We start from the raw sequence: 25,052 nt of genomic DNA, 5'->3' as shown, positions 1-25,052 counted from the left end.
ATTTATTGTTGAGATTTAACTTTTATTTTTTTTGGTGGAATAACGGATGGCGCTATTCCTTTTTCAACCATAGCACTCATAACTTCAGATTCCATTTTAAGTCTCATGAGTTTTGAACGACCATCAATAAATTGAGACCGCATATCATTCACTTCATTTTTCAACCTTGCAATTTCATAAACCTTTTTATCCGCGCTATGAGAACTCGCAATCATTACTATAGCTAATGTTGATATAAAAAGAATTACTCTCCAGTTCTTAAAAGAGTCGTCACTCACCAAAAAGGTTCCTTTTAATATGCTATAGATACTTTTCTTCATTTATAACTTTTCTGCTATACGCAATTTTGCACTTCTAGCTCTGCTGTTGGTTTTTATCTCTTCTTTTGATGGAACGATCAATCCATTTATTTTTTTTAACGGCACCGTAAAATTGCCATACATGTCACGTTCAGGTTCCCCTTCAAATAGACCATTTCTTATAAATCGTTTTACCAGTCTGTCTTCAAGTGAGTGATAGGATATAAAACTTAATCTCCCGCCTTGCTTCAATACTTCCGGGGTTTGTTCTAAAAACTCCTTTAACGCCTCAATTTCCTGATTTACTTCAATGCGTATGGCTTGATATATTTGGGCTAATACTTTATTTTCATGTCTTGGAGGCAAAAATTTACTCAATACCTCTTTTAGCTCTTCACTTGTTTTAATAACAGCATCCTTCCTATGTTCAATTATCACTTTAGCCATAGCTGCTGCTGCTCTTAATTCACCATACTGAAAAAAAACATTTTTTAATTGTTCTTCATCATATTCATTAATAACATGGAATGCAGAAAGCTGGTTTTTTTGATTCATTCTCATATCCAAATCCGCTTCAAACCGAGTAGAAAACCCGCGTTCTGCAACATCAAATTGATGCGATGAAACTCCAAAATCTGCTAAAATACCATCTACTTCCTTCACACCGTAAAACCTTAAAAAACGCTTTATATATCTGAAATTTTCATTTATCAATTGAAACCGACTATCATCAATGGTGTTTTCAAGAGCATCTAAATCTTGATCAAAAGCAAACAATCTTCCCTTTTCGCCAAGACGTTTAAGAATTTCCTTACTGTGTCCACCACCTCCAAAAGTGACATCAACATATACACCATCCTCTTTGATATTTAAACCATCAACAGTTTCTTTAAGTAAAACAGGGTTATGATATTCCATCATCATCGTCTTGTCCCATTACTTCTTCAGCTAAATCAGCAAAGTCACCTGTAGCATCATCAATAGCCTTTTCATAGTTATCCTTATCCCAGATTTCAATAATATTTATAGCAGAAGACATCACAATGTTTTTAGTAATATCAGCAAAGACAGTCAAATCCTTAGGTATTAGCAGACGGCCATTTGAATCAATTTCTACTACTTTAACACCCGCTGTAAAACGACGAATAAAATCATTATTCTTCTTTTTAAACTTATTTAGCTTATTAACCTTTTGCATCAAAACTTTCCATTCAGCCATAGGATACAATTCTAAACAGGGTTGAAAAACTGCACGTTTTAACACAAACCCGTTTTGTAACGAAGGATTCAATTGCTTTTTTAATGCCGCAGGGAGCATGAGCCTACCCTTGGCATCAACTTTACATTCGTATGTCCCTATTAATGAATTCAAAACAGTTAGGTCTAGATTTTGTCTTTAAGTTTCAAATATATTGAAAATTTTACCACTTTTTACCACATTATACCACTTTGTTAATAATTTTTCGACTAAATACATCAATTAATCCATTTCCAGGTTTAATTATTGACTTAAACACTTGTTTTCAATTGGTTATAAAAATGAACTAGATGAAATTATAATTGTTAACATCTGATATCTTAATAATTACCCAATAGCAATAATTAATGTCATTAAAATCTCAATGAATTAACTATATTTGTTTTTAACAAAATGCGAACTAGTTAAACATGCATCTTTTAAAAAAAGAAAAAAACTACAGTTATATTGAAGCCGGCGAAGGCACTCCAATCATAATATTACATGGACTTATGGGTGGCCTTAGTAACTTTGATGCAGTCACCAAATATTTTAGCACAAAAGGCTACAGAGTTATTATACCAGAATTACCTATTTACTCCATGTCGTTACTTAAGACCAATGTGAAAAGTTTTGCTAAATACCTTCATGACTTCATCGCTTTTAAGCAACTGGAAGAGGTTATCTTGTTAGGAAACTCATTAGGTGGACACATAGGTTTATATCACACCAAACTTTACCCGTCCAAAATAAAAGCACTGGTTATTACTGGTAGTTCTGGCCTTTATGAAAGCGCCATGGGTGGCGGTTACACAAAGCGCAGTGACTATGAAGTTATTAAAAAGAAATCTCAAGATGTTTTTTATGACCCTGAAGTAGCTACTAAAGAAATCGTTGATGAAGTTTACGCCACTGTCAATGACAGAAACAAACTTATTAAAACACTGGCTATTGCTAAAAGTGCCATCCGTCATAATATGGCGAAGGATTTACCTAAAATGCAAACGCCAACCTGCATTATTTGGGGTAAAAATGATACAGTAACCCCACCAGAAGTCGCTGAAGAATTTAACTCCTTATTGCCGGATTCTGATTTATACTGGATTGATAAATGTGGGCATGCTGCCATGATGGAACATCCGGAGGAATTTAACAAAATTCTTGAATCTTGGTTAAAAAATAGAAATTTATAAAATTTCGAAATACACCTTATGCTAGTTAAATCTGCTGAATTTGTAATGAGCAACTCTGATGTGGCTAAATGCCCTAAAAACAGATTGCCGGAATATGCGTTTATTGGCAGAAGTAATGTTGGGAAATCTTCCTTAATTAACATGCTTACCAACAAAAAAAACTTAGCAAAAACCTCAGGAAGACCTGGAAAAACCCAGCTTATTAATCATTTTTTAATTAACAAAAATTGGTATTTGGTTGACTTGCCAGGCTATGGTTATGCGAAGGTTTCAAAGAGTTCAAAAAAAACCTTTCAAAAATTTATTACGCAATATTTTAGCTTGCGCGAACAATTAGTATGCGCCTTTGTATTAGTTGATATTAGGCATGAGCCACAACCCATTGATTTAGAATTTATGCAATGGCTAGGGGAAAATGGTATTCCTTTCTCAATTATATTTACGAAAGCGGATAAATTAAAGCCTAAAGCTATTGAAAACCATGTTGAAGTCTATAAAAATATTCTACTTGAAACCTGGGAAGAGACGCCAAATTATTTCATAACTTCATCCTCAAATGACATTGGTAAAGAAGCCGTTTTAGCTTATATAGATCAATTGAATGAGAATATGAATATTGACTAATTCAAATTTTCTTTTTAATTAAGAATTATAAAAATGAACAATATATTCAGGGAAATTGAAGAGTCTCAAACCTTATTAATCAATACACAATCCAAATTATTAATAGATCAAAACAAAAAGGTGGTAAAGTTTGGTTTTGGTCAATCTCCTTTTCTACCACCCAAAAGCGTTCTAGAAGCACTGAAAGAATCTGTAAACCATAAGGAATATACCTCGGTTCAAGGTGATCCAGAACTTCGAGATTACATCTCGGCTTTCCACAAACAACATAATGGTTTAGAAGTTGAGCCAAATAATATTTTGGTAGCACCGGGGACAAAAATATTACTCTTCAATATTCTAATGGCCTTTAAAAAAGCAGATGTATTAATTCCAGCTCCCTCTTGGGTTTCATATGCTCCACAAGCAAAATTAGCAGGACATCATATTATTAAACTTCATACTTCTTTTGAAGAGCGTTGGAGAATAAATTCAAAAACTATAGTTGAAGGTGCAAAACATAAAAAACATGAGGCTTCCATATTAATTTTAAACTATCCGGGTAATCCTGATGGTTTAACCTATTCAGAACCGGAGCTTATTGACCTAGCACGCACTGCAAAATCACTAAACATGCTTGTAATTTCAGATGAAATTTATGGCTTACTTAATCATAATCAAGCTCACTTTTCATTTTTAAATTACTACCCAGAAAAAACGATTACCACTACCGGACTATCAAAATGGTGTGGTGCTGGAGGTTGGCGTTTTGGTGCAGCCTTTCTGTATAAAAATATTGAGCCTGAATTTAAACAAGCTTTAATTGGCATTGGCTCTGAAACTTATTCCTGTGCGGCAGCCCCTGTTCAAATAGCCGCTAAAACTGCCTATAAAAATTTCAATGACACCAAAGACTATCTTGATTATCAAATTGACATTCTCAAAAACATTGGTAATTTCTGCAGTGATCATTTAAACTCTGAAAAAATCAAAGTACATGCTCCACAAGGCGGTTTCTACATCTTCCCAGATTTCTCATTTCACAAGGAAAAATTAAATCACCGCGGTATTATGACATCTAATCAACTTTGCGAACGTTTATTAATTGAAACTGGTGTAGCGTTGTTACCAGCCACTGCTTTTGGTTTTGATGCCGATAATCTTGTAGCTAGGTTAGCTTATGTAGATTTTAAAGAACCAAAGGAAAAACATCCGTTTAACATCACTTATGATGGCCCAAACATTGTTGAAGGGATAGAGAAGATAGTGAATTGGATCGAAAAAAGTTAAACTGCATAAATAAACGGCCATTTATTGGATAATTACATTTAAAATTAACCCTTTACATCCAGAGCATCTCTAAGGGCATTTCCAATAAGCATAAATGCCATAACCAAACTCATAATACATAAACCAGGTATTATTGCTAAATAAGGTTTTCCTAAAATAATATAATTATAGTGGTCTTTAATCATAGCTCCCCAGCTTGCCATAGGAGGTTGGGCTCCTATACCTAAAAAACTCAAACCACTTTCTATTAATATGGCTGCTGCAAAATTAGCAGCCGAAATCACAATAACAGGTGCCATTATATTTGGCAGAATATGTTTAGTTATTATTCTATAATCATTATAACCTAAAGCCCTAGCAGCAGTAACATATTGCATCTCTTTGGCGCTCATAATTTGCCCACGAACGACTCTGGCCACTTCAACCCACATAGTTAGGCCTACGGCAATAAATACCTGCCAAAAGCCTTTACCTAAAGCCAAAGTAATCGCAATTACCAAAAGCAAGGTAGGTATGGACCACGTTACATTGATCAGCCACATAATAACGGCGTCTACCTTACCTCCAAAATACCCGGCAAGGCTTCCCATAAAGACACCAATTATTAAGGAAATAAACACAGCCACAAAGCCAATAAAAAATGATATTCTGGCCCCAACAAGTACTCTGCTTAGTAAATCACGACCATATTTATCAGTTCCAAAATAAAACGTTTTACTCTTTACGTATGGACTTAAATTGTCTCCAGGATTTATTTGAATGATTTTTTCAACTCCTTTTAATCCATCTGAAGCATATTCAGTATACATAAGAGTCTTTCCCTCAATATTATAATCTGAAATTGGAATTTCTGTATCTGTATTTTTTTTACCAAAAAACACTTTGTCCAAGGCACTTTGATTGACCTTGAGCTGTGATGGTATTATAAGCATTTCAACCTTAAAACCTGGTTTTTTAGAATGAATTGACAAATGCATTTGGTTCGCATATTGCGAATCATCTGGAGCGAGTAAATATGCAAATACAGAAATGAAGCCTACTAGTAAAATAAAATAAAAACTGAAAACGCCCCAAAAATTCCTTTTAAACTTTTGGAGCGCTAATTGTTTTAATGAGAGCGAATTACTACTCATTTATTTAATTTTTTACGGTTGCCACTTTTTTAATATTATATGATGTTTTTAAATCTTTAAGCACATTTAAAGCTTCCTCAACATAAACATCTTGGCTTAAACTTTGGTGCCAACGTTCACGTTTTTCTTTTAAATCGGTTGTATCCTGAGCAAAAAGTTCCTTTTCATACAGAGGTGATTGAAACGTTAAGTTTGTTTCATACTTATTTATCTCTTCAAATCGCTCAGCTTCCTTATTATTTAAAGCAATTTTAGCCTTATATTTTTCATAATTTAATGATACTGATTTCTCATCAATCTTACTTTTAACCCATTGTGCATTCTCTTCAATAAGGTTTAGTTGATGATTATTAGTCATTCTCTCCTTACTGTTTTTTATGGCAGCCGCATAATCAAAATAATTACTCCACGTAGAATATTTGGCCGAATCAATTTCATCCCATGGTAAGGCATTTTCTTTGTCTTTTTCTCCAACATCAATAAAACTAAATTTACCAGGAACTACTACATCACTTTTTACACCTTCTAATTGAACAGAACCACCACTGATTCTGTAATATTTTTGAGTTGTTAAAGCCAAGGCTCCTAAATCACCATTAGTATTATTTCTAACCCAGCCATTTAAATCTATGACGTTTTGAACAGTTCCTTTACCATAAGTTTGTTTACTTCCAATAATAATTGCTCTTTTATAATCTTGCATGGCTGCAGCCATAATTTCTGACGCAGATGCTGACAATTCATTCACTAATATGACCAACGGACCATCCCAAGTTATCGATCTATCTCTATCTTCTAAAACTTGTTTTGGCTCACCTGTTGAGCGTACTTGAACAACTGGGCCATTCTCAATAAACAACCCGGCCATATCAACTACAGCTGGCAAAGAACCTCCTCCATTATCTCTTAAATCTAAAACTAATCCCTGAATGCCTTCTGCCTTCAACTGTTCAATTTCCCTTTTTACATCTAAAGCAGCATTTAATTTTTTATAATTATTCATATCTAAATAAAAACTAGGAAGATCTATAACACCAAACTTAACATCATCCTTTTCTACCAAAGAGGCTTTTGCATAAGTCTCATCAAACTGAATAATATCTCTTATAAGAGTGACTTCTTTAATTGTACCGTCAACTTTTTTAATAGTTAATGTTACTTTTGTGCCTTTTGGGCCTTTAATAAATTTAATGGCATCATTAATAGGCATACCAACAATATTTACAGCAAACTCTTCATTTTCTTGTTTTACTTTTAAGATAACATCCTCAACTTCTAACTCATTACTTCTCCATGCGGGTCCTCCAGAAATGAGTTCCACTATTTTAATATAATCCATCCGTTTTTGCAATCTAGCACCTATGCCTTCCAGTTTGCCAGACATTTTAGTATCAAAATCTTCTTTACTTTTAGGAGCCAAATAATAAGTATGCGGGTCAAACTCTCCCACTATTGTATTAACATAAACTTCAAACCAATCCTCCCGTTTTAAATCGTCTATTACATCATTAAAATATATATCCATATACTTTAAGGTTGCTTCTCTTGCTTCCTTTTCAATTTCCTGCTCTGATTTCATTACATAAGTAGAATCCTTTTCTTTAGCCATCTTTTCCTCTGTATGTAAATCATCATAATTAGAAAGCGTTGAAAATTTCATTTCCTTTCTCCAAAGCTCCTTCATTTCCCTTTTATTCTTTACGTAACTAACCATGTCATAGTCAGTATTAAAAGTTTCATCTTTAGTATAATCAAAAGGTTCAGCCAAAGCCTCTTTATACAATATTTTGGCTTCTTCAATTCGTTTAAGAATAACATCATAAGTGATATTAAAAAAAGTAATATCATACACTTTTAATTGGTCATCAATATTGGTTTCAAATTTTTTGAAATCTTCAATATCAGATTCATAAAAATAATGTTTTGCCGGATCAAGATTTTCAACATAATCCTTAAACAATTCAGCTGAAAAAGCATCATCCAAAACAATTGGATCAAAATGCCCTTGTTGCAGTACGTAGGTTATTACTTGTATTAATAATTTATCTTTATCAGGATCTGCAAATGTTTTTGTAGTGAAACTGCAGGATGCAAAAGCCAATAATACCAGCAATAACAAAATTCTATAGTTCCTTTTCATGATTTTTTTCATATTTCATTTTAACTTATGCTCCTTCTTGTCTATTTAATCTACTACTTAAAATATTAAGATCAAAAGTAAGCACTATTTATTTTTACACTAAAATAGAGAAAAAACCATGCCAATAAAGTCAATCTGTACTAATTTTTTGTTAAACCGAACAAATTGGGCATTTACTAAGGAATTTATGTATTTTAGCGGTATTTATAAATGACCTTTTATGGCAAAGAAACCACTTATTTTAGTTACCAATGATGATGGAATAAATGCTCCTGGATTGAGAACACTGATTGAGGTTTTAAATACCATTGGAGATATTGTGGTCGTTGCGCCAGACAGTCCACAAAGCGGTATGGGACACGCCATTACCCTTGATTCTACGCTTTATGTTGAACGTGTTATTGTTGACAATGAAAAACAAGAAGAATATAGCTGCTCGGGAACTCCGGCAGACTGCGTAAAACTAGGCATTAGAGAAGTTTTAGAGAGAAAACCAGATCTTTGTGTTTCAGGCATCAACCACGGCTCAAATTCTTCTATAAATGTGATTTATTCAGGCACTATGAGTGCTGCCATTGAAGCTGGGATTGAAGGCATACCTGCTATTGGTTTTTCATTACTTAATTACAAGTGGAATGCTGATTTTAGTGCGGCAAAACGTTATGTTAAAACCATTTCTGAAATGGTTTTAAAACACGGATTACCGAACGGTATTGTACTTAATGTTAATATTCCTGACATTTCAGAAAAAAACATAAAAGGCATTAAAATTTGCCGGCAAGCAAAAGCCAATTGGGTAGAGGAGTTTGACAAGCGTAAAAACCCTCAAGGCAAAGATTATTATTGGCTTACTGGAAAATTTGTTAATTTAGATAATGGAGAAGATACCGATGAATGGGCCCTAGAAAATGGCTATGTATCTGTTGTTCCTGTTCAATTTGATTTAACAGCACATCATTATATTCAAAATTTAAACTCTTGGAATTTAAATGGTTAAAAAAGAAATTATTATTGGATTATTAGTTGGATTAATTGCAAATAGCATTGGATTATTTCTTGCCGCAACAATGCTTGGAAATGGAGACGACTTCATGACTGTTATAAAAGCAGCGGCGGCTGAAGGATTCCTTGGAAAACTGATAAGTTTAGGCGCTATATTGAACCTGGTTGCCTTTTTTATTTTCATAAAGAAAAAACAAGATTATAGAGCGCGTGGCGTTCTATTAATTACTGTCTTTGTTGCTGTTTTTACCTTTGTATTTAAACTTTTTTAAGTTATTCTGAATGAAATATTACATCATAGCTGGAGAAGCCTCAGGTGATTTACATGGTTCAAACCTTATGAAAGCATTACTAAATAAAGATGTCAATGCGAATTTTAGGTTTTGGGGTGGTGATTTGATGCAGCAAGTCAGCGATGGTTTGGTAAAACATTATAAAGATTTAGCCTTCATGGGATTTTTAGAAGTTGTCATGAATTTAAAGACCATTTCTAAAAACCTGAGTTTTTGTAAAGAAGATATTTTAAATTATAATCCTGATGTTATTGTTTTTATTGATTATCCCGGTTTTAATCTTCGCATTGCCAAATGGGCAAAAATAAAAGGTTTCAAGACACATTATTATATATCTCCTCAAATTTGGGCCTGGAAGGAAAACAGAATCAAAGATATTAAAAGAGATATTGATAAAATGTACGTCATTTTACCTTTTGAAAAAACATTTTATGAAAACAAACATCATTATCCTGTTGAATTTGTAGGTCATCCATTATTAGATGCTATAGCTGACAGAACTCAAGTGGACGAGTATGAATTCAGAAAGCAATATGCTTTAAGCGAAAAGCCTATTATTGCCTTATTACCAGGAAGCAGAAAACAAGAAATTAGTAAAATGCTCTCTGTTATGTTAAGTGTGGTTGATAAGTTTCCTGAGCATCAATTTGTGATCGCTGGCGCACCAAGTCAGGATTTTAATTTTTATGAATCGTTTATAAAAAATAAGAACATCAGTTTTGTTTCAAATAAAACATATGACCTGCTTAGTATTTCTATTGCGGCCCTAGTCACTTCAGGAACCGCAACGCTTGAAACTGCTATTTTCAAAATACCTCAAGTGGTTTGTTATAAAGGCAGTTGGTTATCTTATCAAATCGGCAAACGACTTGTCAACTTAAAATACATTTCATTGGTCAATTTGATCATGGACAAGGAAGTTGTTAAAGAGCTGATTCAAGACGAGTTTAATACAAAAAACCTTAGTAATGAACTCAAGATTATTTTAGACACCAAAAAGAGAAGTGACATTTTTATTAATTATTATGATTTAGAAAAAAGGCTCGGCGGAAAAGGTGCCAGTGAAAAAACTGCTAAATTTATATTTAAAGCAATTAAAAACTAACCAAGTTATGAGACTTAGCCTATTTCTATTAATGCTTTCTCTGTTTTTATTTAGTTGTAAATCCGGTAAAACTTTAAAAAACAAAAATTCTCATACCGTTTTAGCAGCAGATAAAGTCACTGATAGTATTAAAACGATAAACACTCTTAATTTTGAAACAGAACCTGCAACGGAAACAGATGCACCTTCTGAATCTTCTAATAAAGCGTTTAACATAATTGATTTTGCAAAACAATTTGAAGGTGTAAAATATAAGTTTGGTGGAACCACTAAAAAAGGTATGGATTGCTCCGGTTTAGTATATGAAACTTTTAAAGCTTTTGATATTTCATTACCAAGAATTTCAAGAGAGATGGCAAAAGAAGGCGTACAAGTATACATAGATGACGTCAAAGAAGGTGATTTGCTTTTCTTTAAAACAACTAAAAAACGAAATATAATAAGCCATGTTGGCTTAGTAGTAACGGCCCTTCCGGGAAATATTGAATTTATTCATTCTACAACAAATCAAGGCGTTATTATTTCCTCATTAGCAGAACGTTACTGGTATTATTCATTTTCTGAAGCACGCAGGATATTATAAGATATTTGTTATCTTTCCTGCATGAAGTTGCTTAATTTTAACATTATTAAGTTATCTGTTTGCCTCATTATAGGGATATTATTTGGTTATTTTTATAATACCACTACAATCTCACTTTTATATATTTTAGGGGCTCTATTATTACTTTTCACCATATCTTATTTTGTTGCCAAAAACCAATTCATCAAAACTATTTGGTTTGGAATGATTGGCTATGCAATAATGATCTGCATTGGTATATTGAATGTGAATATTCACAATCCGTTGAATAATTCAACACATTATTCAAATGTTATTAATGAAAAAAATGATTCTACAAAGCTTTTTACTTTAAGGATAAGAGAAGTTTTAAAATCTAGTTATTATGATGATAAATATATCGTTGATTTAATAAAAATTGATAGCCTTAAGGTTTCAGGAAAATCCATTTTAAACATTAAAAAAGATCCTCTAAACAACCCTTTAAAGGTGGGTGACGTCTTTATGACTAAAACGAGTCTTAGAGATGTAAATCCTCCATTAAATCCTGGCCAATTTAATTACAAGAACTATTTAGAAAAACAATATATCTATCATCAACTATTCGTTACAAAAGACATGCTTTTTAATTTAAAAACGAGTGATCAAACCGTTTTTGGTATTGCGAATAAAATAAGAGAACATATCAATTTTAAACTCATAAAATATTCTTTTAAACCTGACGAATTAGCTATTATTAATGCCATTTTATTAGGACAAAGACAAAATATAAGTGAAGATGTTTACACAAACTATAGGAATGCTGGAGCTATTCATATTTTAGCAATTTCTGGTCTACATATAGGTATTATTTTAATCATGCTTAGTTCTGTGTTCAAACCATTAGAAAGGTTACGTTATGGTATCTATATTAAAACTATTTTAATAGTCCTCATTTTATGGAGTTTCGCCATTATAGCAGGACTTTCAGCTTCCGTTTCACGTGCAGTAAGTATGTTCAGTATCGTGGCAGTTGGAATGCACTTAAAACGACCAACTAATATTTATAATACCTTGGCTATTTCAATTTTCCTACTATTATTGTTTAAACCATTATTTTTATTTGATGTTGGTTTCCAACTAAGTTATTTGGCGGTTTTTGGTATTGTAAGTCTTAATCCCACTTTAGACAATCTGTGGACACCAAAATATTGGCTTTTTAAAAAGCTATGGCAGACACTCACGGTTACTTTATCAGCCCAAATTGGCATCCTACCCATAAGTCTATTTTATTTCCATCAATTTCCTGGTTTATTTTTCCTAACTAATCTTCTAATAATTCCTCTTTTAGGAATCATTTTAGGTGTTGGAATTATTATATTGTTCTTAGCCGTTTTAAATATTTTGCCAATGGCTTTGGCCAAGCTATTCGGACTGCTTATTAATTATATGAACCATATTGTAGGTTGGGTTGCAGAACAAGAAGCTTTTTTAATAACAGATATTTCCTTTAGCCTATTATTTGTGGTTGTCTTTTATTTGTTTATTATCTCATGCTTTAGATTTATTATTAACCGAAATTATCAAAGATTCCTTTTGTTACTTAGTATAATAGTCGTGGCGCAAATTATTCTCATTTATACCAAAATAGAATCTCCAAAAAATCAATTTTTAATCTTTCATAAAAACCGATACAGCCTACTTGGAAATAGTCAAAGCAAAAAATTGACCTTAAGCGATAATTTGGATAGTATTAACAAACAAAAGGATCGAACGATTAAGGATTATATGGTTTCAAATCATATTAAAAATCTTGAAAAAGATTCTTTACAATCGGTTTACCTTTTAGGAAATAAAAAACTTTTGGTTATAGATAGTTTTGGCATATATAACGTAAAAACGTTTAAACCAGATTATGTGTTATTAAGAAATTCCCCAAAGATTAATTTGAATAGGTTGATAGTCGAACTAAACCCAAAACTAATAATAGCCGACGGCAGTAACTATAAATCCTATATTGAACGATGGGAAACGACTTGTGAGAAAACAAAAATCCCTTTTCATCAAACTAATGAAAAGGGTGCTTTAATTATAAAGTATTAATAAGTATTAGTCTTTAAATTCTGGTTTAAAGGCAGCATAGTAATTATTAAATTTTTCTTGGGTATCCATCATCTTATGCTCATCTTTTTTAAACAATTTCAAATATAATTCAAGTTGTGTTGCCGTTTGATAACCACGCACCGGTGCTAATAAATCCGCCTTTTCGTCCATAAATACAATGGTTGGATAAGCATTTACCTGAAAAAAACTTGTTAATTGATGAGGCGAATTACGTCTGTTGGCCATTTCGGGTTTATAATTTGGATTTGAATAAGTTTTCCCTTTAAATGTCACTACGTCATTTCCTTCAGCATTAAACTTAACGGCGTAATAATTCTTATTGACATAGTTTACAACATCCGCATTATGAAAAGTATTTCTATCAAGCATTTTACATGGTCCACACCAACTGGTATAAACGTCCATCATAATTTTTTTGGGAGCTTTCTTTTGAAGCGCAACAGCCTCTTCCAGTGACAACCAGTTAATTTCTTGAGCAAATCCTTGAAGCGAAGTAAAAGCTATAAAAACTAAGACATATTTTAATTGTTTCATTATTGAAAATTTAAGATTTAGGTATTTCTTTTCAAAAAGTGTTCCTAAAATATAAAAAACGCTTCTTAAAAGAAGCATTTTTTATATTTTTTAACTATTTATTCGATTAACGGACACCATGCATCAGTTTTTTAATCACTGGATTTAACACCATTAATATGACACCTCCTCCAATTGGAATTAAAGTAAATATTAAGAAAAAGGTTGTTAAAGAATACTCAGCAGTAATTTGATCAATCATTCCTCCCATTGAGCCTGCTGTTTTATTTCCAATGGCAATGGCCAAATACCAAACACCAAACATAAAGGCAATCATTCTTCCCGGCACTAATTTACTGACATAAGACAGTCCTACAGGCGATAAACATAATTCACCCAGTGTGTGAAATAAATAGGCTAAAATTAACCAAACCATACTTACCTTAATAACTGTTTCTCCAGGTATAATGGAATTTGCTCCATAAGCTAAGGTTCCAAAACCAATACCTAAAAGAATTAATCCCCAGGCATATTTAAAAGCGCCGCTTGGGTTATATTTACTCTCCCATATTTTTGAAAATAAAGGAGCAAACGCAATAATAAAGAATGAATTCAATATTCCAAACCAAGAAGCCGCAACTTCAGTTTCTGTTTTTGAATATTCATTCATTAACATCCAGATCACAATTCCCCAAATTATCAGAAAACTGGTCCCTAAGAAGATATTTGAAAGGGCGTATTTTGCAAATGTTTGTTGGAATAATTTAAACAATACCCAAGTTATAATCCCTAAAGGAATAACCGTTAATAAGGTATTAAATATATTAAACATTAAGGCATAATTACCAACCAGCGCCCTATTGGTATAGTCCTTTGCAAAGATGGTCATTGAGCCACCGGCTTGCTCAAAAGCTGCCCAAAAGAATATAGTAAAAAAGGCAAAAATAACAACCGCTATCATACGATCTTTTACTACAGTGGTATAACGCATAATTCTGCTGACTATCAAGAAAACCAACAACAATAAAGCAGTCATAATGGTAAAGTTTGAACCATCTATTGAACCCATTGAAAAATCCAACAATGAATTACCACTGACTTTTGAATAAGGATCATTCAAAATCCAAACTAATCCTGCCACAGAAATAATGACTATAATAATTAAATCTAAGCTTGTAAACGGATTTAATTTATCTTCTGATTTTACTTCAGTTTTAATATCAGAAACCACTGCCTTAACAGGCTTTTTACCAACATCACCAAATATATTTTGCGCAAAATAGAATTGTAACATCCCCAAAAGCATGAAAATGCCTGCTAATCCAAACCCCCAATTCCAACCAACCTTTTCTCCAATATAACCGCAAAGCATGATGCCTAAAAAGGCACCTGCATTGACGCCCATATAAAAAATGGTAAAAGCACCATCTTTTTTCTCAGGATGCTCTTTGTACATATGTGAAATAATAGAAGTCATATTGGGTTTAAAGAATCCATTCCCAACAATTAACAAGGTTAAACCACTATAAATATAAAATGGTTCAATCAATGCCATTGATAATGTTCCAATTGCCATAATAATAGCCCCGATAACAACGGCCCACCTGTATCCAATATATCTATCCGCAATAAATCCTCCTAAAATTGGAGTCAGATAAACCATAGAAGTATAGGTTCCATAAAGGGCAAGAGCATTCTCATTTGACCATCCCCAACCTCCATTCATAATGGCGGTAGTTAAGAAAAGTACCAGTAAGGCACGCATCCCATAATAAGAAAAACGCTCCCACATTTCTGTAAAAAATAAAACGAATAATCCCGCAGGATGCCCAATTACATTGGTCTTAAAAAACTCATTATTAGTTGTTGACATATTCTTCGGTATAAATCAAATTCATTTATAGATGTTCATCGTCTTCTGCACCATGAGTAAGACGCTTTAATGGTTTTAATAAGGCCACTATTAAAAGACCAAATATAATAGCAAAAACAGCAATTCCTGTGAAAATGACATATTCTCCCAGTCCTTCAGAAGCTTCGCCCAATATACCAGCCACTTTATTACCCAAACCTGTCATTGCAAAATAAACGCCCATCATTATAGAAGCATATTTAAGTGGCGCTAGTTTCGTAATAAAAGATAATGCCACTGGTGACATACTTAATTCTCCAATGGTATGGAACAAGTAAGCTAATACTAACCAATACATTGCAGAAGAGCCTTCAGCTTCAAATTGTGCTACTGCAGCCGTCATAAATAAGAATCCGGCACCCATTATAATGGTACCTATTGCCATTTTGAACAATGAAGAGGCTTCTTTTCCTTTTAGTTTTTTCCTCGCCCAGTAAGCGGCTACGGTGGTTCCAAACAAAATAATAAATAGGGCATTTAATGATTGAAACCATGAGGCAGGAACCTCATTGCCAATTAATGGTAAGGTAAAATCTAAAATTCTGTTTGTTTTTTCTTGTGTATAGATGTTTAATAATCCACCAGCTTGCTCAAATGCTCCCCAAAAGACAATTACAATTAAAAAAGAAATCAATAAGACTTTTACACGGTCTTTTTCAACATCAGTTAATGGTTTATTCATCGCAGCCTTGTCTTCATCAGAACCATCTTTACCAATAAAATTCCCAACATGTGCTAAATAAGGCATACCTAAGTAGTAAACAATCATTCCTAAAGTCATACCAATTCCAGCCAAACCAAATCCATAATGCCATCCAATTTTTTCTCCTACATATCCAACAATTAAAGCAGAAAGGAAGGCCCCTAAATTAATTCCTATATAGAATATGGTAAAACCTTGGTCTCTTCTTATATCCCCTTTTTGATATAATCCACCTACCATCGTAGAGATGTTAGGCTTGAGTAAACCAACACCCATTATGATTAAAGCCAACCCACTATAAAAGGCCCACGGCGCTGAAACTGCCAAAATGGATTGTCCTACAATAAGAATTAAACCACCATATAGTACTGATTTTTTTTGTCCAAGAAATTTATCCGCTATATAACCTCCTGGAATGGATGCCACATATACCAACATGGTATACCATCCATATAAAGCCAAGGCTTCTCCCGAAGTCCAACCTAATCCTGGATTAAAATTATCGGTGGTTTCATGAACCATGTATAAGGTTAAAATTGCACGCATCCCATAATATGAGAAGCGTTCCCACATTTCAGAAAAAAATAAAAAATAAAGGCCAATTGGTTGGCCAAAAAGTTCTTTTTGATGTGGTTGTAAGGTTGCTGCTGCCATAAATTAATTTTTATTTATATTAATACTAATAAATTCAAGCTTCTTAAAAAAACTTGAATTTATTAAAATGAATTATAATAATCTTTTCAAATTTAATCAATTATTGCTTTATCCATAAAAGTTATCAAGTTTACTAAAAATTATGCAAAAATCACCTATAATTTATACATAAATGCAATTTATTTTCAACATTAAAACCTATGTGTTATTTAAAATCAAGTTGTAGTATATTTGCTGTTTAAACAACATCTCAATGAGCAAAACGATTTCTGGATTTTCAAAACTATCAAAGGCAAAAAAAATTGAATGGATTGTAAGCACTTACTTTGCAAATAATGAGTCGGCTAAACAAATTTTAGAACAATACTGGAATAGTGACCAAAAAATTCAACAACTTCATGATGAATTTATTGAAAATACCATCTCAAATTATTATTTACCCTTTGGAGTTGCTCCTAATTTTTTGATTAATGACAAGCTTCATACCATACCAATGGCTATTGAGGAAAGTTCTGTGGTTGCAGCAGCCAGTAAATCCGCTAAATTTTGGATGGACAGAGGGGGCTTTAAAACTAAAGTACTTTCAACAACAAAAATTGGTCAGGTGCATTTTATGTATTATGGAAATGTTGATACCCTGACATCTTATTTCACTGCGATAAAACCGAAACTACTACAAGACGTTAAGCCCATTACTAAAAATATGGAGAAACGCGGCGGTGGCATTATTGATATTGAATTAAGAAATAAAACTCAAGATATAAAAGGCTATTATCAACTTCATGTATCGTTTGAGACTCTTGACGCCATGGGTGCTAATTTTATTAACTCATGTTTAGAACAATTTGCAAAAACCTTTAAAAACGACGCTTTAGAATTTAAAGATTTCTCAGAAGAAGAAAAGAATATTCAAATTGTTATGAGTATTTTATCAAACTATGTTCCTGATTGTCTAGTTCGCGCTGAAGTAAGTTGTAAAGTTGAAGATTTAAATGAAGATAAAGGCATCACTCCTGAAGAATTTGCTTCAAAATTTGTACAAGCAGTGAATATTGCAGAAGTAGAACCGTATCGCGCGGTTACTCATAACAAAGGTATTATGAATGGTATTGATGCGGTAGTGTTAGCCACAGGGAATGATTTTAGAGCTGTTGAAGCCGGTGTTCATGCCTATGCCTCAAGAAATGGTAAATACTCCAGTTTAACCCATGCTAAAGTTGAAAATGGTATCTTTTATTTTTGGATGGAAATACCATTAGCACTTGGAACCGTTGGTGGTCTTACAGGGTTGCATCCTTTAGTAAAACTAGCTTTGGAATTACTGCATCATCCCTCTGCAAAAGAACTGATGCAAATTGTTGCTGTTGCAGGCTTAGCTCAAAATTTTGCAGCATTAAGATCCTTAACTACCACTGGAATTCAAAAAGGACATATGAAAATGCATTTGATGAATATTTTAAATCAATTTGAGGCTAATGACTATGAAAAAGCGATTATTGTAGATTATTTTAAAACACATACGGTTTCTCATAATGCCGTGGTTGAGGCCTTACAGAATTTAAGAATTAAAAATTGAGTACAAAAACATTCTATAGTAACGGTAAATTATTAATTTCAGGAGAATACGTTGTTCTTGATGGTGCCGTTTCTCTTGCCATTCCTACTAAGTTTGGCCAATCATTAACAGTAGAACCTATCGCACCATCAAAACTTATATGGACAAGTTACGACGAGAACGGCCTAATTTGGTATGATAATGAATTTTCTATAAATGATTTCCATTCAGAAATTTCAATTGAAACTAATGAAATTTCAAAACGATTAATTCAAATCATAAAAACGGCCAGAACCCTAAACCCTGTTTTTTTAAATTCTCCTTCTGGATTCAAAATAAGCACACATTTAGATTTTAAAAAAGAATGGGGATTAGGCACGTCTTCTACTTTAATCAATAACATGGCACAATGGGCAAATATTGATGCTTTTAAATTACTAGAAATGACTTTTGGTGGTAGCGGTTATGACATAGCCTGTGCACAACATAATAAGCCTATTAGTTATCAGCTATATAACGGAAAACCATTGGTTAAAGAAGTGTATTTTAATCCTTCGTTTAAAGAGCAGCTATATTTTGTTTACTTAAATAAAAAACAAAATAGCCGCGAGGGTATTGCTCAATATAAATCAAAGAAACCAAACGAGTTAGTCATTAATAATATCAGCAAAATTTCTGATAAATTAATTCATTCAAAATCATTATCGGAATTTGAATCATTAATGATACTACACGAAGATTATATTTCAAAAATTATTGAACAAAAACCTATAAAAGAGTTATTGTTTAATGACTTTAAAGGTTGTGTCAAAAGTCTTGGAGCTTGGGGAGGTGATTTTATTTTAGTAACCTCACAAGAAAATCCAGGTGTTTATTTTAAAAACAAGGGTTATAATACTATCATACCCTTTAGCAATATGATTTTATAAAAAATAGCCAATAAAAAAAGCCTCAAAAATTGAGGCTTTTTTATAAATATATTTATTATACTATTGAATCTGAGTTTTTGCTCTGTTATCTTCAATCTCTGCAGCTTCTTTTAACGCATTATATAGTCTTGTATTAACAACATTTATTTTTTGTTGTTCAACTTGATTAGCTGCAGCTTGATAACTATCTAACTCAACAGCTGGCGTTATTTTATTTACCTCAATCATATAGATTCCATTATTACCATCAATTAGTTTTGAGGTTTGGCCTTCTTTTAAACCAAAAGCCGCTCCTACAATAAAAGGTTCTTTACCAGCACCAGATATTGTTGGATTCTTCATATTGATTGCCATTGCTGTTCTAACTGTAGTATTTTCGGCAGCTGCCAAATCATCAAGCGTAGTAGCACTCACTCTTTTTCTTATAATAGCCGCTTTTTTCTCCTTTCTGATTACTGGCATGGCTGTGACAGTGGCTTCTTCAACAGTCATTAATCCTTTTTCTCGTTTTGCAACTAATTGCACAATTGCGTAGCCCGAAGGAATATTAAAACGTTTAATCTTTCCTATTTTAGTCTCTTCATTGAAAGCCCATCTCACAATTTGTCTTTGGTTACCTATACCGGGTATGTTTTCATCTAATTCTTTAATACTGTTCACTGGACGAACTACATATTTATTTTCAGTTGCCAATTCTGTAAAATCTTTGGTGTCAGCTGAAATTTCAAAATTAGACGCATCTCTAAATACTTTATCAACGGTAGCTTGTGAAGGCTCAATTTTTCTAGCAATAGTGCCTACTTGAATCGCTTTCTTCTTGTCTTTTTGGCCTTCAATTTCAATCACATGGAACCCAAAAACCGTCTTAACAACACCTAAATCCCCCACTTTACCTTCAAATTCAAAATCATTAAATTCTGGTACCATAGTATTGTATGGATGCCAGTCATATCTCCCTTCATTTTCAACACTTCCTTTATCTGATGAAAATTTCGTTACGAGTTCAGTGAATTTCGACTTATCAGTTTTTAAAACAGCTAAAATACTATCCGCTGTTTGTTTCGCTTGTTCTTCTGTTTGTTTTACTTCTGCATCAGCACTTCTTGAGCCTAAAAACGGGATTAATATATGTCTAACCTTAGCAGAATCTGGAATTTGCTTTACAGCAACTACTTTTGAAAGTTTAAAATAGCCATTATCCTTATAAGGACCATAAATTTGTCCTTCATTAAGATTAAAAATACTATCAGCTACAGCTGTTGGCAACGCCGATTTAAAAACAAAACGACCATCAAATTTTATATCTGAATTTGAATTAATAAAAGCTTCATTATTTTCAGTTTTCAAAAAGCCAGTAACCGTTTCATTAGATTTTGAACTTTCATTATAAACTTCTTGATCATTTAGTAAAGCCGTTAATCCATTCTTTATTGCTTCTTCATCTTCTACAGTTGCTGCTTCTTTAAATTCAACATATTGAATATCTGTAGAAGCATCTGCTTTATACATATCTTTATGCTTCTCAATATAACTTTTAATTTCAGCTTTAGAAACGGTAACAGAACTGTCTGGAATAGAAGAAAAAGGGATTTGCACAAACTTAATATCTACCTTATTACCTTCTAATCCATGTTCAAATTTTCCTTCTTCAAGAGTCCCTGTTAATCCAGCTTTTACAAGATTAAAATAATTTTGCTGTAAGGCATTTGAAGCCAAAGATTTTTCATAATTGATCCATTCTTGATAGGTTGCTGCCGAAGTTTCTTTTAAGTTAATGATATACTCATTCAACTTGTTTTCATCAAATAAACCTGCTTCGTTTAAAAACTCTGGACTTGTTGCCAGGGCATTTTTAAGCAAATCTCTCATTTGATCCTTTTCAACTGTGATATTTAATTCTTCAAATTGAGTTTCCATTACTGCTTGTCTCACTTCTTGCTCCCATACTCTATTCATTACTTGAGTATTTGTTGCAGAAGGACCTGCTTGCTTTTGTGCTACCTCCACCTTTTGCAAAAATTCCGTACGCGTTATATCTTTTCCATTGATGGTTCCAACGGTATTTTGCGATTTTGCGGAAAGTGCATCACCGTTTTTAAATAGATCTGCTAGTACAAAAGAAAAAAGCGCAAGAGCAATAACGATTATTAAAAAAAGGGAACGTTGTCTGATTTTATTTAAAACTGCCATTTGTAAATTAAATTATTTTTAAAACCCCCAAAAAGGGTTATTTGCTTGTTTAGTTTATTGTCAAAATATTGTGCGCGAAAATACCATTTTCTATTTAATAATAAAATAGAAATATGCTTTAATTAATGTAAACATTATGATTTTAATCTTCTTTTAAAAGTTTGAGTTCAACTAAATCGATTTTAGTGGTTGAAACTTCTAAAACAGTGAATTGAAAGGTATCAATAATAACCACTTCATTTTGTTCGGGAATTTCTTCTGTATGATTCACTATTAACCCACCTAGTGTTTCATAATTTTCATTTTCAGGAAGATTTATTTTATAGGTTTCATTGATATAATCAACATCTAAACGTGCGGAAAATTTAAAAGTATCTTCATCAATTTTTTCCTCAATCAAATCATCTGTATCATGTTCATCTTCAATTTCTCCAAGTAATTCTTCCACAATATCTTCAACCGTCATAATTCCTGAAGTACCGCCATATTCATCTAAAACAACAGCAATACTCTTGCGTTTTTTAATAAGTACATTAAGAACATCTTTTATTAATACCGTCTCAGGGACAAACTCAACCGGTAACACTATCGATTCAATAGATTTAGGCTTTTTAAACAATTCAAAAGAATGCACATACCCAAGTATATCATCAATAGTTTCGTTATAAACTAATATTTTGGTACAACCAGACTCAGTAAATAAGGCATTAAGGGTTTTTATAGAACTATGTAATTCCACAGCTATAATTTCAGTTCTTGGAACCATCACTTCGCGCGCTTTGACTTCAGAAAATTCAAGTGCATTTTGAAATATTTGTATTTCAGAATCTACTTCATCATGTTCCTCAACTGATTCCATTTGCTCACTTATATAATTCCCCAACTCTACTTTTGTAAATGCCAGTTGAATTTGATCTCCTTCCGTTTTAAAAAACTGTCTTAAAACCATATCTGATATCCAAATAACAAAATCAGAAATCAAGGAAAAAAGCAGATAAAATATATAAGCCGGTAAGGCTAATATCTTGATTAAAGTGTTGGCATAAATTTGAAAAAAAACCTTTGGTAAAAATTCAGCTGTTATTAAAATTAGAAGTGTAGATATAATCGTTTGTGTTAACAAACTTAAATCTGTAAGTAAATAGTTTAAAAAACTTGATGACAAAGGCAGCATAGATTGAAACCATTGCACCAATAAATCACCCATAAAAAACCCGTAAATTACTAAAGCTATATTATTACCAATAAGCATGGTAGCAATATATTTAGAAGGTTTTGCTGTAAGTTTGGTTAAAATTTTAGCTAAAAGACCCTCTTGCTTTTTTTCAATTTCAATATGGATTTTGTTTGAAGAAACATAAGCAATCTCCATCCCTGAAAAAAAGGCCGAGGCTAATAAAGAAATAAGTATGATAATTACGTAAAGACTCATTTAGTTTGATTTGTCTTTATTTTCATATTTCTTTCTAAATTTTTGTCTGAAAAAATACATAAAGATTGCTAAAGCAGCTAATCCCAATGAAATATAAGAACCATTCGTCCCATTATTCCATTTTGAAATACCATCATAAATAAAAAGTACCGCAAAAATTAAATAGGCGTATTGAAAAAACTTAGCTAGCATCATAGAATATAATTAAAATAAGAACAAAGATACTTAAAAAATATTTTGAGAAATTCTATTATTACCTATTAATCATTTACGGTAATAATACCACTTATTTCAAGCACTTCTGCATTGGTAAACTTAGAGTCAGAATCAAAACCGTTTCCATGGATTAAATCTAAACCTGTTCTGAAAGTCACCGGTTTATTGGTAAATAACCATTCCTTTTTCTGGTCATAATACAACTGTTCAGCAAACAAAGTGTCATTATCTTTTGTAGCAATAACCACGTTGCCTTGTAAATCCATTAAATCAGTATTATTATAAACAATGGCATAATCTGCCACCACTGTACTTTTTTGATTTTCTTCATCAAACAAAGTAAGGTTTATTCCATCTGGAAATTCACTTGAAGAAAAAGACCTGTTTCTATAATCTAACATTTTGGGACTTAAAAGAATGGCTTTGATCTTTCCGGAATCTGTATATTTTAAATTAATATTTTCAGCAATTCCTATAGGTTCATTTTCAGATATCCCAATTTTCTGAACCTCTTTTAAGTTATTTTTACATGAAAAAAACATGGTCACCGCAAATACGGTGACCATGAATAATATGATATTTTTTTTGTTTAGTCTCATTAAATTTTTGGCACTACAACAGAAGCTCCAATCCAACATCCAATATTAATGGTTTGACCTGAATTTCCTGCACTAAATATTTCAGCTTTTGTTGGTGCTTTTGCCATATAGTTTTCCGCTGTTTGAGCTGATGCGCCTTTTAAAGTTGGATCTACTCTACCTGCTTTTCTGGCTTCCTCTGCAGCTAACCAAAACGTCGCTCTCTTATTAAAGTTAGTATCTCCACAATCATTAGCACTTGCGGCATACATAGCAGCTATTGACAAATAAGGATGCCCATTTGAAGGATTTAACCTAAGTGATTCTCTAAAGAAACCTCTCGCTCTTCCATAGCTACCTTTAGCTTTTAACTTTAAGCCAATATTATTGTTAAGTTTAGCTTTTTTAAAGTTATCCTTTTCTAACTTAATAGATTCTTCATAAAAAGCAATTGCTTCGTTAGATTTACCTTCCTTATCTTTTAAGATCCCTAAATAGTAAGCAGAATTTGCAGACGGACTCAAGTCATGATAAGCATTCACTAATTTAAAGAAGAGTGGGTCATCTGTACATTCCTTTTCAGACATTTTACCTGCCGCTCTTTGCAACCAAACTGCATTTCCTTTATTGTTATCAAAATCCCTTTGATATAAAGGAATTAAATTTTCGCAATTTGCTCTATCCCCTAATTTCTTATCAATGCCATCAGATATCTGATCATAAGCTCCTAAATAGCTTTCATAATAACTTTTTAATCTGGTCTCTTTACTACTTAACGCTGTTCCGGCATCTTCCTTTTCAATTAGTGTATTTAAATTTTCAGAATAATTTTTAACTTCACCTTCAACCTTTTCAACAACATCATCATATTTATTAAATAACTCTGCAGCTGTTTTTTTCTCGGCATCATACAAATCAACCATTAAAGAAAAATAAGTATATAAACTTTTTGGATTTGTGAATGTTTCCTTGTCCAATTTATATGCGGCATCAAAACATGCGTAAAGTTCTTCTGTGTTTTTATGCATAACATATTTATTATCGTAAAGCAATTGACATGCTTGGGCAGCATATTCTCCTTTAGGCGTTTTACTTGAAAAATGCTCAGCTCTTTCTTCCCAAAGTTTTATAAGATCATTTATCCAAGTTTCTTTTTCAGCACCAGAAGATTTTTCAATTTTATCTTCTAATATTTTCTCGCCATCAATGTAAATAGCATTATTGAATTTTGGACATTTGTTTCTTACATCCATCCAGGGTTGGTAAGCTGCATCAAAATTTTTAGCCTTTACATATTCGTGAAATATGGAAAGCTTAGTCATGCATTCTTCGTCTTGCTGAGCAAAACTCAAATTGCTTGCGAAAAATAAAAAAGCTAATAAAAAAGTAATTCTCGTTTTCATGATAATA

General features: G+C 32.5%; 23 protein-coding genes. 10 read left to right on the top strand and 13 right to left on the bottom strand.

The annotated features are described in order from the left end of the window. Window positions 1–2: 2 nt before the first annotated feature. The 3 genes from V8G56_RS04225 to mraZ are packed head-to-tail and all read right to left on the bottom strand — an operon-like array spanning window position 3 to window position 1,671. Window positions 3–320 (bottom strand): FtsL-like putative cell division protein, encoded by a 318-nt coding sequence (locus V8G56_RS04225; RefSeq protein ID WP_331631755.1) that lies wholly within the window; start codon window positions 318–320, stop codon window positions 3–5. Next, window positions 321–1,217, bottom strand: coding sequence for a 16S rRNA (cytosine(1402)-N(4))-methyltransferase RsmH (gene rsmH, locus V8G56_RS04220; protein ID WP_395437209.1), 897 nt, complete (start codon window positions 1,215–1,217; stop codon window positions 321–323). Next, a complete protein-coding gene (gene mraZ / locus V8G56_RS04215; protein WP_395437208.1) occupies window positions 1,204–1,671 on the bottom strand; it encodes a division/cell wall cluster transcriptional repressor MraZ in 468 nt (155 codons plus the stop codon). Before mraZ ends, rsmH begins: the two co-directional genes overlap by 14 nt. Window positions 1,672–1,967: 296 nt before the next feature. Here mraZ and V8G56_RS04210 point away from each other — a divergent pair, with 296 nt between their 5' ends. Genes V8G56_RS04210 through V8G56_RS04200 form a run of 3 tightly spaced genes read left to right on the top strand, consistent with a single transcriptional unit; the run spans window position 1,968 to window position 4,622 of the window. Beyond that, entirely contained in the window at window positions 1,968–2,729 is a 762-nt protein-coding gene (locus V8G56_RS04210) for an alpha/beta fold hydrolase (protein WP_395437207.1), read from the top strand. Between the two features lie 18 nt (window positions 2,730–2,747). Beyond that, window positions 2,748–3,353 carry a ribosome biogenesis GTP-binding protein YihA/YsxC gene (gene yihA / locus V8G56_RS04205; RefSeq protein ID WP_395437206.1) on the top strand — a complete coding sequence of 202 codons (606 nt, stop codon included), beginning with the start codon at window positions 2,748–2,750 and terminating at the stop codon, window positions 3,351–3,353. Window positions 3,354–3,386: 33 nt separating this feature from the next. Continuing rightward, window positions 3,387–4,622, top strand: a complete 1,236-nt coding sequence (locus V8G56_RS04200) for a pyridoxal phosphate-dependent aminotransferase (RefSeq protein ID WP_395437205.1) — start codon at window positions 3,387–3,389, stop codon at window positions 4,620–4,622. A 44-nt stretch (window positions 4,623–4,666) separates the two neighbouring features. Here V8G56_RS04200 and V8G56_RS04195 read toward each other — a convergent pair whose 3' ends face one another. Beyond that, window positions 4,667–5,755 (bottom strand): ABC transporter permease, encoded by a 1,089-nt coding sequence (locus V8G56_RS04195; RefSeq protein WP_395437204.1) that lies wholly within the window; start codon window positions 5,753–5,755, stop codon window positions 4,667–4,669. Window positions 5,756–5,759: 4 nt separating this feature from the next. Next, window positions 5,760–7,895, bottom strand: coding sequence for a carboxy terminal-processing peptidase (locus tag V8G56_RS04190; RefSeq protein WP_395437203.1), 2,136 nt, complete (start codon window positions 7,893–7,895; stop codon window positions 5,760–5,762). 220 nt (window positions 7,896–8,115) lie between these two features. On the opposite strand from V8G56_RS04190, the gene surE reads away from it, so the two are divergent. Genes surE through V8G56_RS04165 form a run of 5 tightly spaced genes read left to right on the top strand, consistent with a single transcriptional unit; the run spans window position 8,116 to window position 12,939 of the window. Then, window positions 8,116–8,892 carry a 5'/3'-nucleotidase SurE gene (surE, locus tag V8G56_RS04185; protein ID WP_395437202.1) on the top strand — a complete coding sequence of 259 codons (777 nt, stop codon included), beginning with the start codon at window positions 8,116–8,118 and terminating at the stop codon, window positions 8,890–8,892. After that, entirely contained in the window at window positions 8,885–9,169 is a 285-nt protein-coding gene (locus V8G56_RS04180) for a hypothetical protein (RefSeq protein WP_331631740.1), read from the top strand. The genes surE and V8G56_RS04180 overlap by 8 nt, the downstream gene beginning before the upstream one ends. A 10-nt stretch (window positions 9,170–9,179) precedes the next feature. Continuing rightward, window positions 9,180–10,295 carry a lipid-A-disaccharide synthase gene (gene lpxB / locus V8G56_RS04175; RefSeq protein ID WP_395437201.1) on the top strand — a complete coding sequence of 372 codons (1,116 nt, stop codon included), beginning with the start codon at window positions 9,180–9,182 and terminating at the stop codon, window positions 10,293–10,295. Window positions 10,296–10,302: 7 nt separating this feature from the next. Further along, window positions 10,303–10,878 (top strand): C40 family peptidase, encoded by a 576-nt coding sequence (locus tag V8G56_RS04170; RefSeq protein WP_395437200.1) that lies wholly within the window; start codon window positions 10,303–10,305, stop codon window positions 10,876–10,878. Between the two features lie 21 nt (window positions 10,879–10,899). Continuing rightward, a complete protein-coding gene (locus tag V8G56_RS04165) occupies window positions 10,900–12,939 on the top strand; it encodes a ComEC/Rec2 family competence protein (RefSeq protein ID WP_395437199.1) in 2,040 nt (679 codons plus the stop codon). Window positions 12,940–12,945: 6 nt separating this feature from the next. Here V8G56_RS04165 and V8G56_RS04160 read toward each other — a convergent pair whose 3' ends face one another. The 3 genes from V8G56_RS04160 to V8G56_RS04150 form a co-directional block, all read right to left on the bottom strand. Then, window positions 12,946–13,494, bottom strand: coding sequence for a thioredoxin family protein (locus tag V8G56_RS04160; protein ID WP_395437198.1), 549 nt, complete (start codon window positions 13,492–13,494; stop codon window positions 12,946–12,948). Between the two features lie 106 nt (window positions 13,495–13,600). Further along, a complete protein-coding gene (locus tag V8G56_RS04155) occupies window positions 13,601–15,346 on the bottom strand; it encodes a peptide MFS transporter (protein WP_395437197.1) in 1,746 nt (581 codons plus the stop codon). A gap of 25 nt (window positions 15,347–15,371) precedes the next feature. Beyond that, window positions 15,372–16,742 carry a peptide MFS transporter gene (locus V8G56_RS04150; protein ID WP_395437196.1) on the bottom strand — a complete coding sequence of 457 codons (1,371 nt, stop codon included), beginning with the start codon at window positions 16,740–16,742 and terminating at the stop codon, window positions 15,372–15,374. Window positions 16,743–16,995: 253 nt separating this feature from the next. Here V8G56_RS04150 and V8G56_RS04145 point away from each other — a divergent pair, with 253 nt between their 5' ends. Together V8G56_RS04145 and V8G56_RS04140 are read left to right on the top strand one after the other, a co-directional pair. Beyond that, window positions 16,996–18,318: a hydroxymethylglutaryl-CoA reductase, degradative gene (locus V8G56_RS04145; protein WP_395437195.1), complete on the top strand. Its 1,323-nt coding sequence runs from the start codon at window positions 16,996–16,998 to the stop codon at window positions 18,316–18,318. After that, the gene (locus V8G56_RS04140) at window positions 18,315–19,226 is read left to right on the top strand and encodes a GYDIA family GHMP kinase (protein WP_395437194.1); all 912 of its coding nucleotides are present in this window, start codon (window positions 18,315–18,317) and stop codon (window positions 19,224–19,226) included. Before V8G56_RS04145 ends, V8G56_RS04140 begins: the two co-directional genes overlap by 4 nt. A gap of 60 nt (window positions 19,227–19,286) precedes the next feature. Here V8G56_RS04140 and V8G56_RS04135 read toward each other — a convergent pair whose 3' ends face one another. From V8G56_RS04135 to V8G56_RS04115, 5 genes are all read right to left on the bottom strand, one after another. Continuing rightward, window positions 19,287–21,416 (bottom strand): SurA N-terminal domain-containing protein, encoded by a 2,130-nt coding sequence (locus V8G56_RS04135; protein ID WP_395437193.1) that lies wholly within the window; start codon window positions 21,414–21,416, stop codon window positions 19,287–19,289. A 142-nt stretch (window positions 21,417–21,558) separates the two neighbouring features. Further along, window positions 21,559–22,848: a hemolysin family protein gene (locus V8G56_RS04130; protein WP_395437192.1), complete on the bottom strand. Its 1,290-nt coding sequence runs from the start codon at window positions 22,846–22,848 to the stop codon at window positions 21,559–21,561. Next, the gene (locus tag V8G56_RS04125; RefSeq protein ID WP_331631714.1) at window positions 22,849–23,043 is read right to left on the bottom strand and encodes a hypothetical protein; all 195 of its coding nucleotides are present in this window, start codon (window positions 23,041–23,043) and stop codon (window positions 22,849–22,851) included. A 65-nt stretch (window positions 23,044–23,108) separates the two neighbouring features. Continuing rightward, on the bottom strand, window positions 23,109–23,663 hold the full coding sequence (lptC, locus tag V8G56_RS04120) for an LPS export ABC transporter periplasmic protein LptC (RefSeq protein WP_395437191.1): 555 nt from the start codon (window positions 23,661–23,663) through the stop codon (window positions 23,109–23,111). Beyond that, complete coding sequence (locus tag V8G56_RS04115) at window positions 23,663–25,045, bottom strand: tetratricopeptide repeat protein (protein ID WP_395437190.1); 1,383 nt, start codon at window positions 25,043–25,045, stop codon at window positions 23,663–23,665. The genes lptC and V8G56_RS04115 overlap by 1 nt, the downstream gene beginning before the upstream one ends. Window positions 25,046–25,052: the final 7 nt, after the last annotated feature.

Source organism: Gaetbulibacter aquiaggeris, from assembly GCF_044003965.1.
In the GTDB taxonomy this organism is placed as follows: Bacteria; Bacteroidota; Bacteroidia; order Flavobacteriales; family Flavobacteriaceae; genus Yeosuana; species Yeosuana aquiaggeris.
This window is presented reverse-complemented; position numbering and strand designations above follow the sequence as displayed.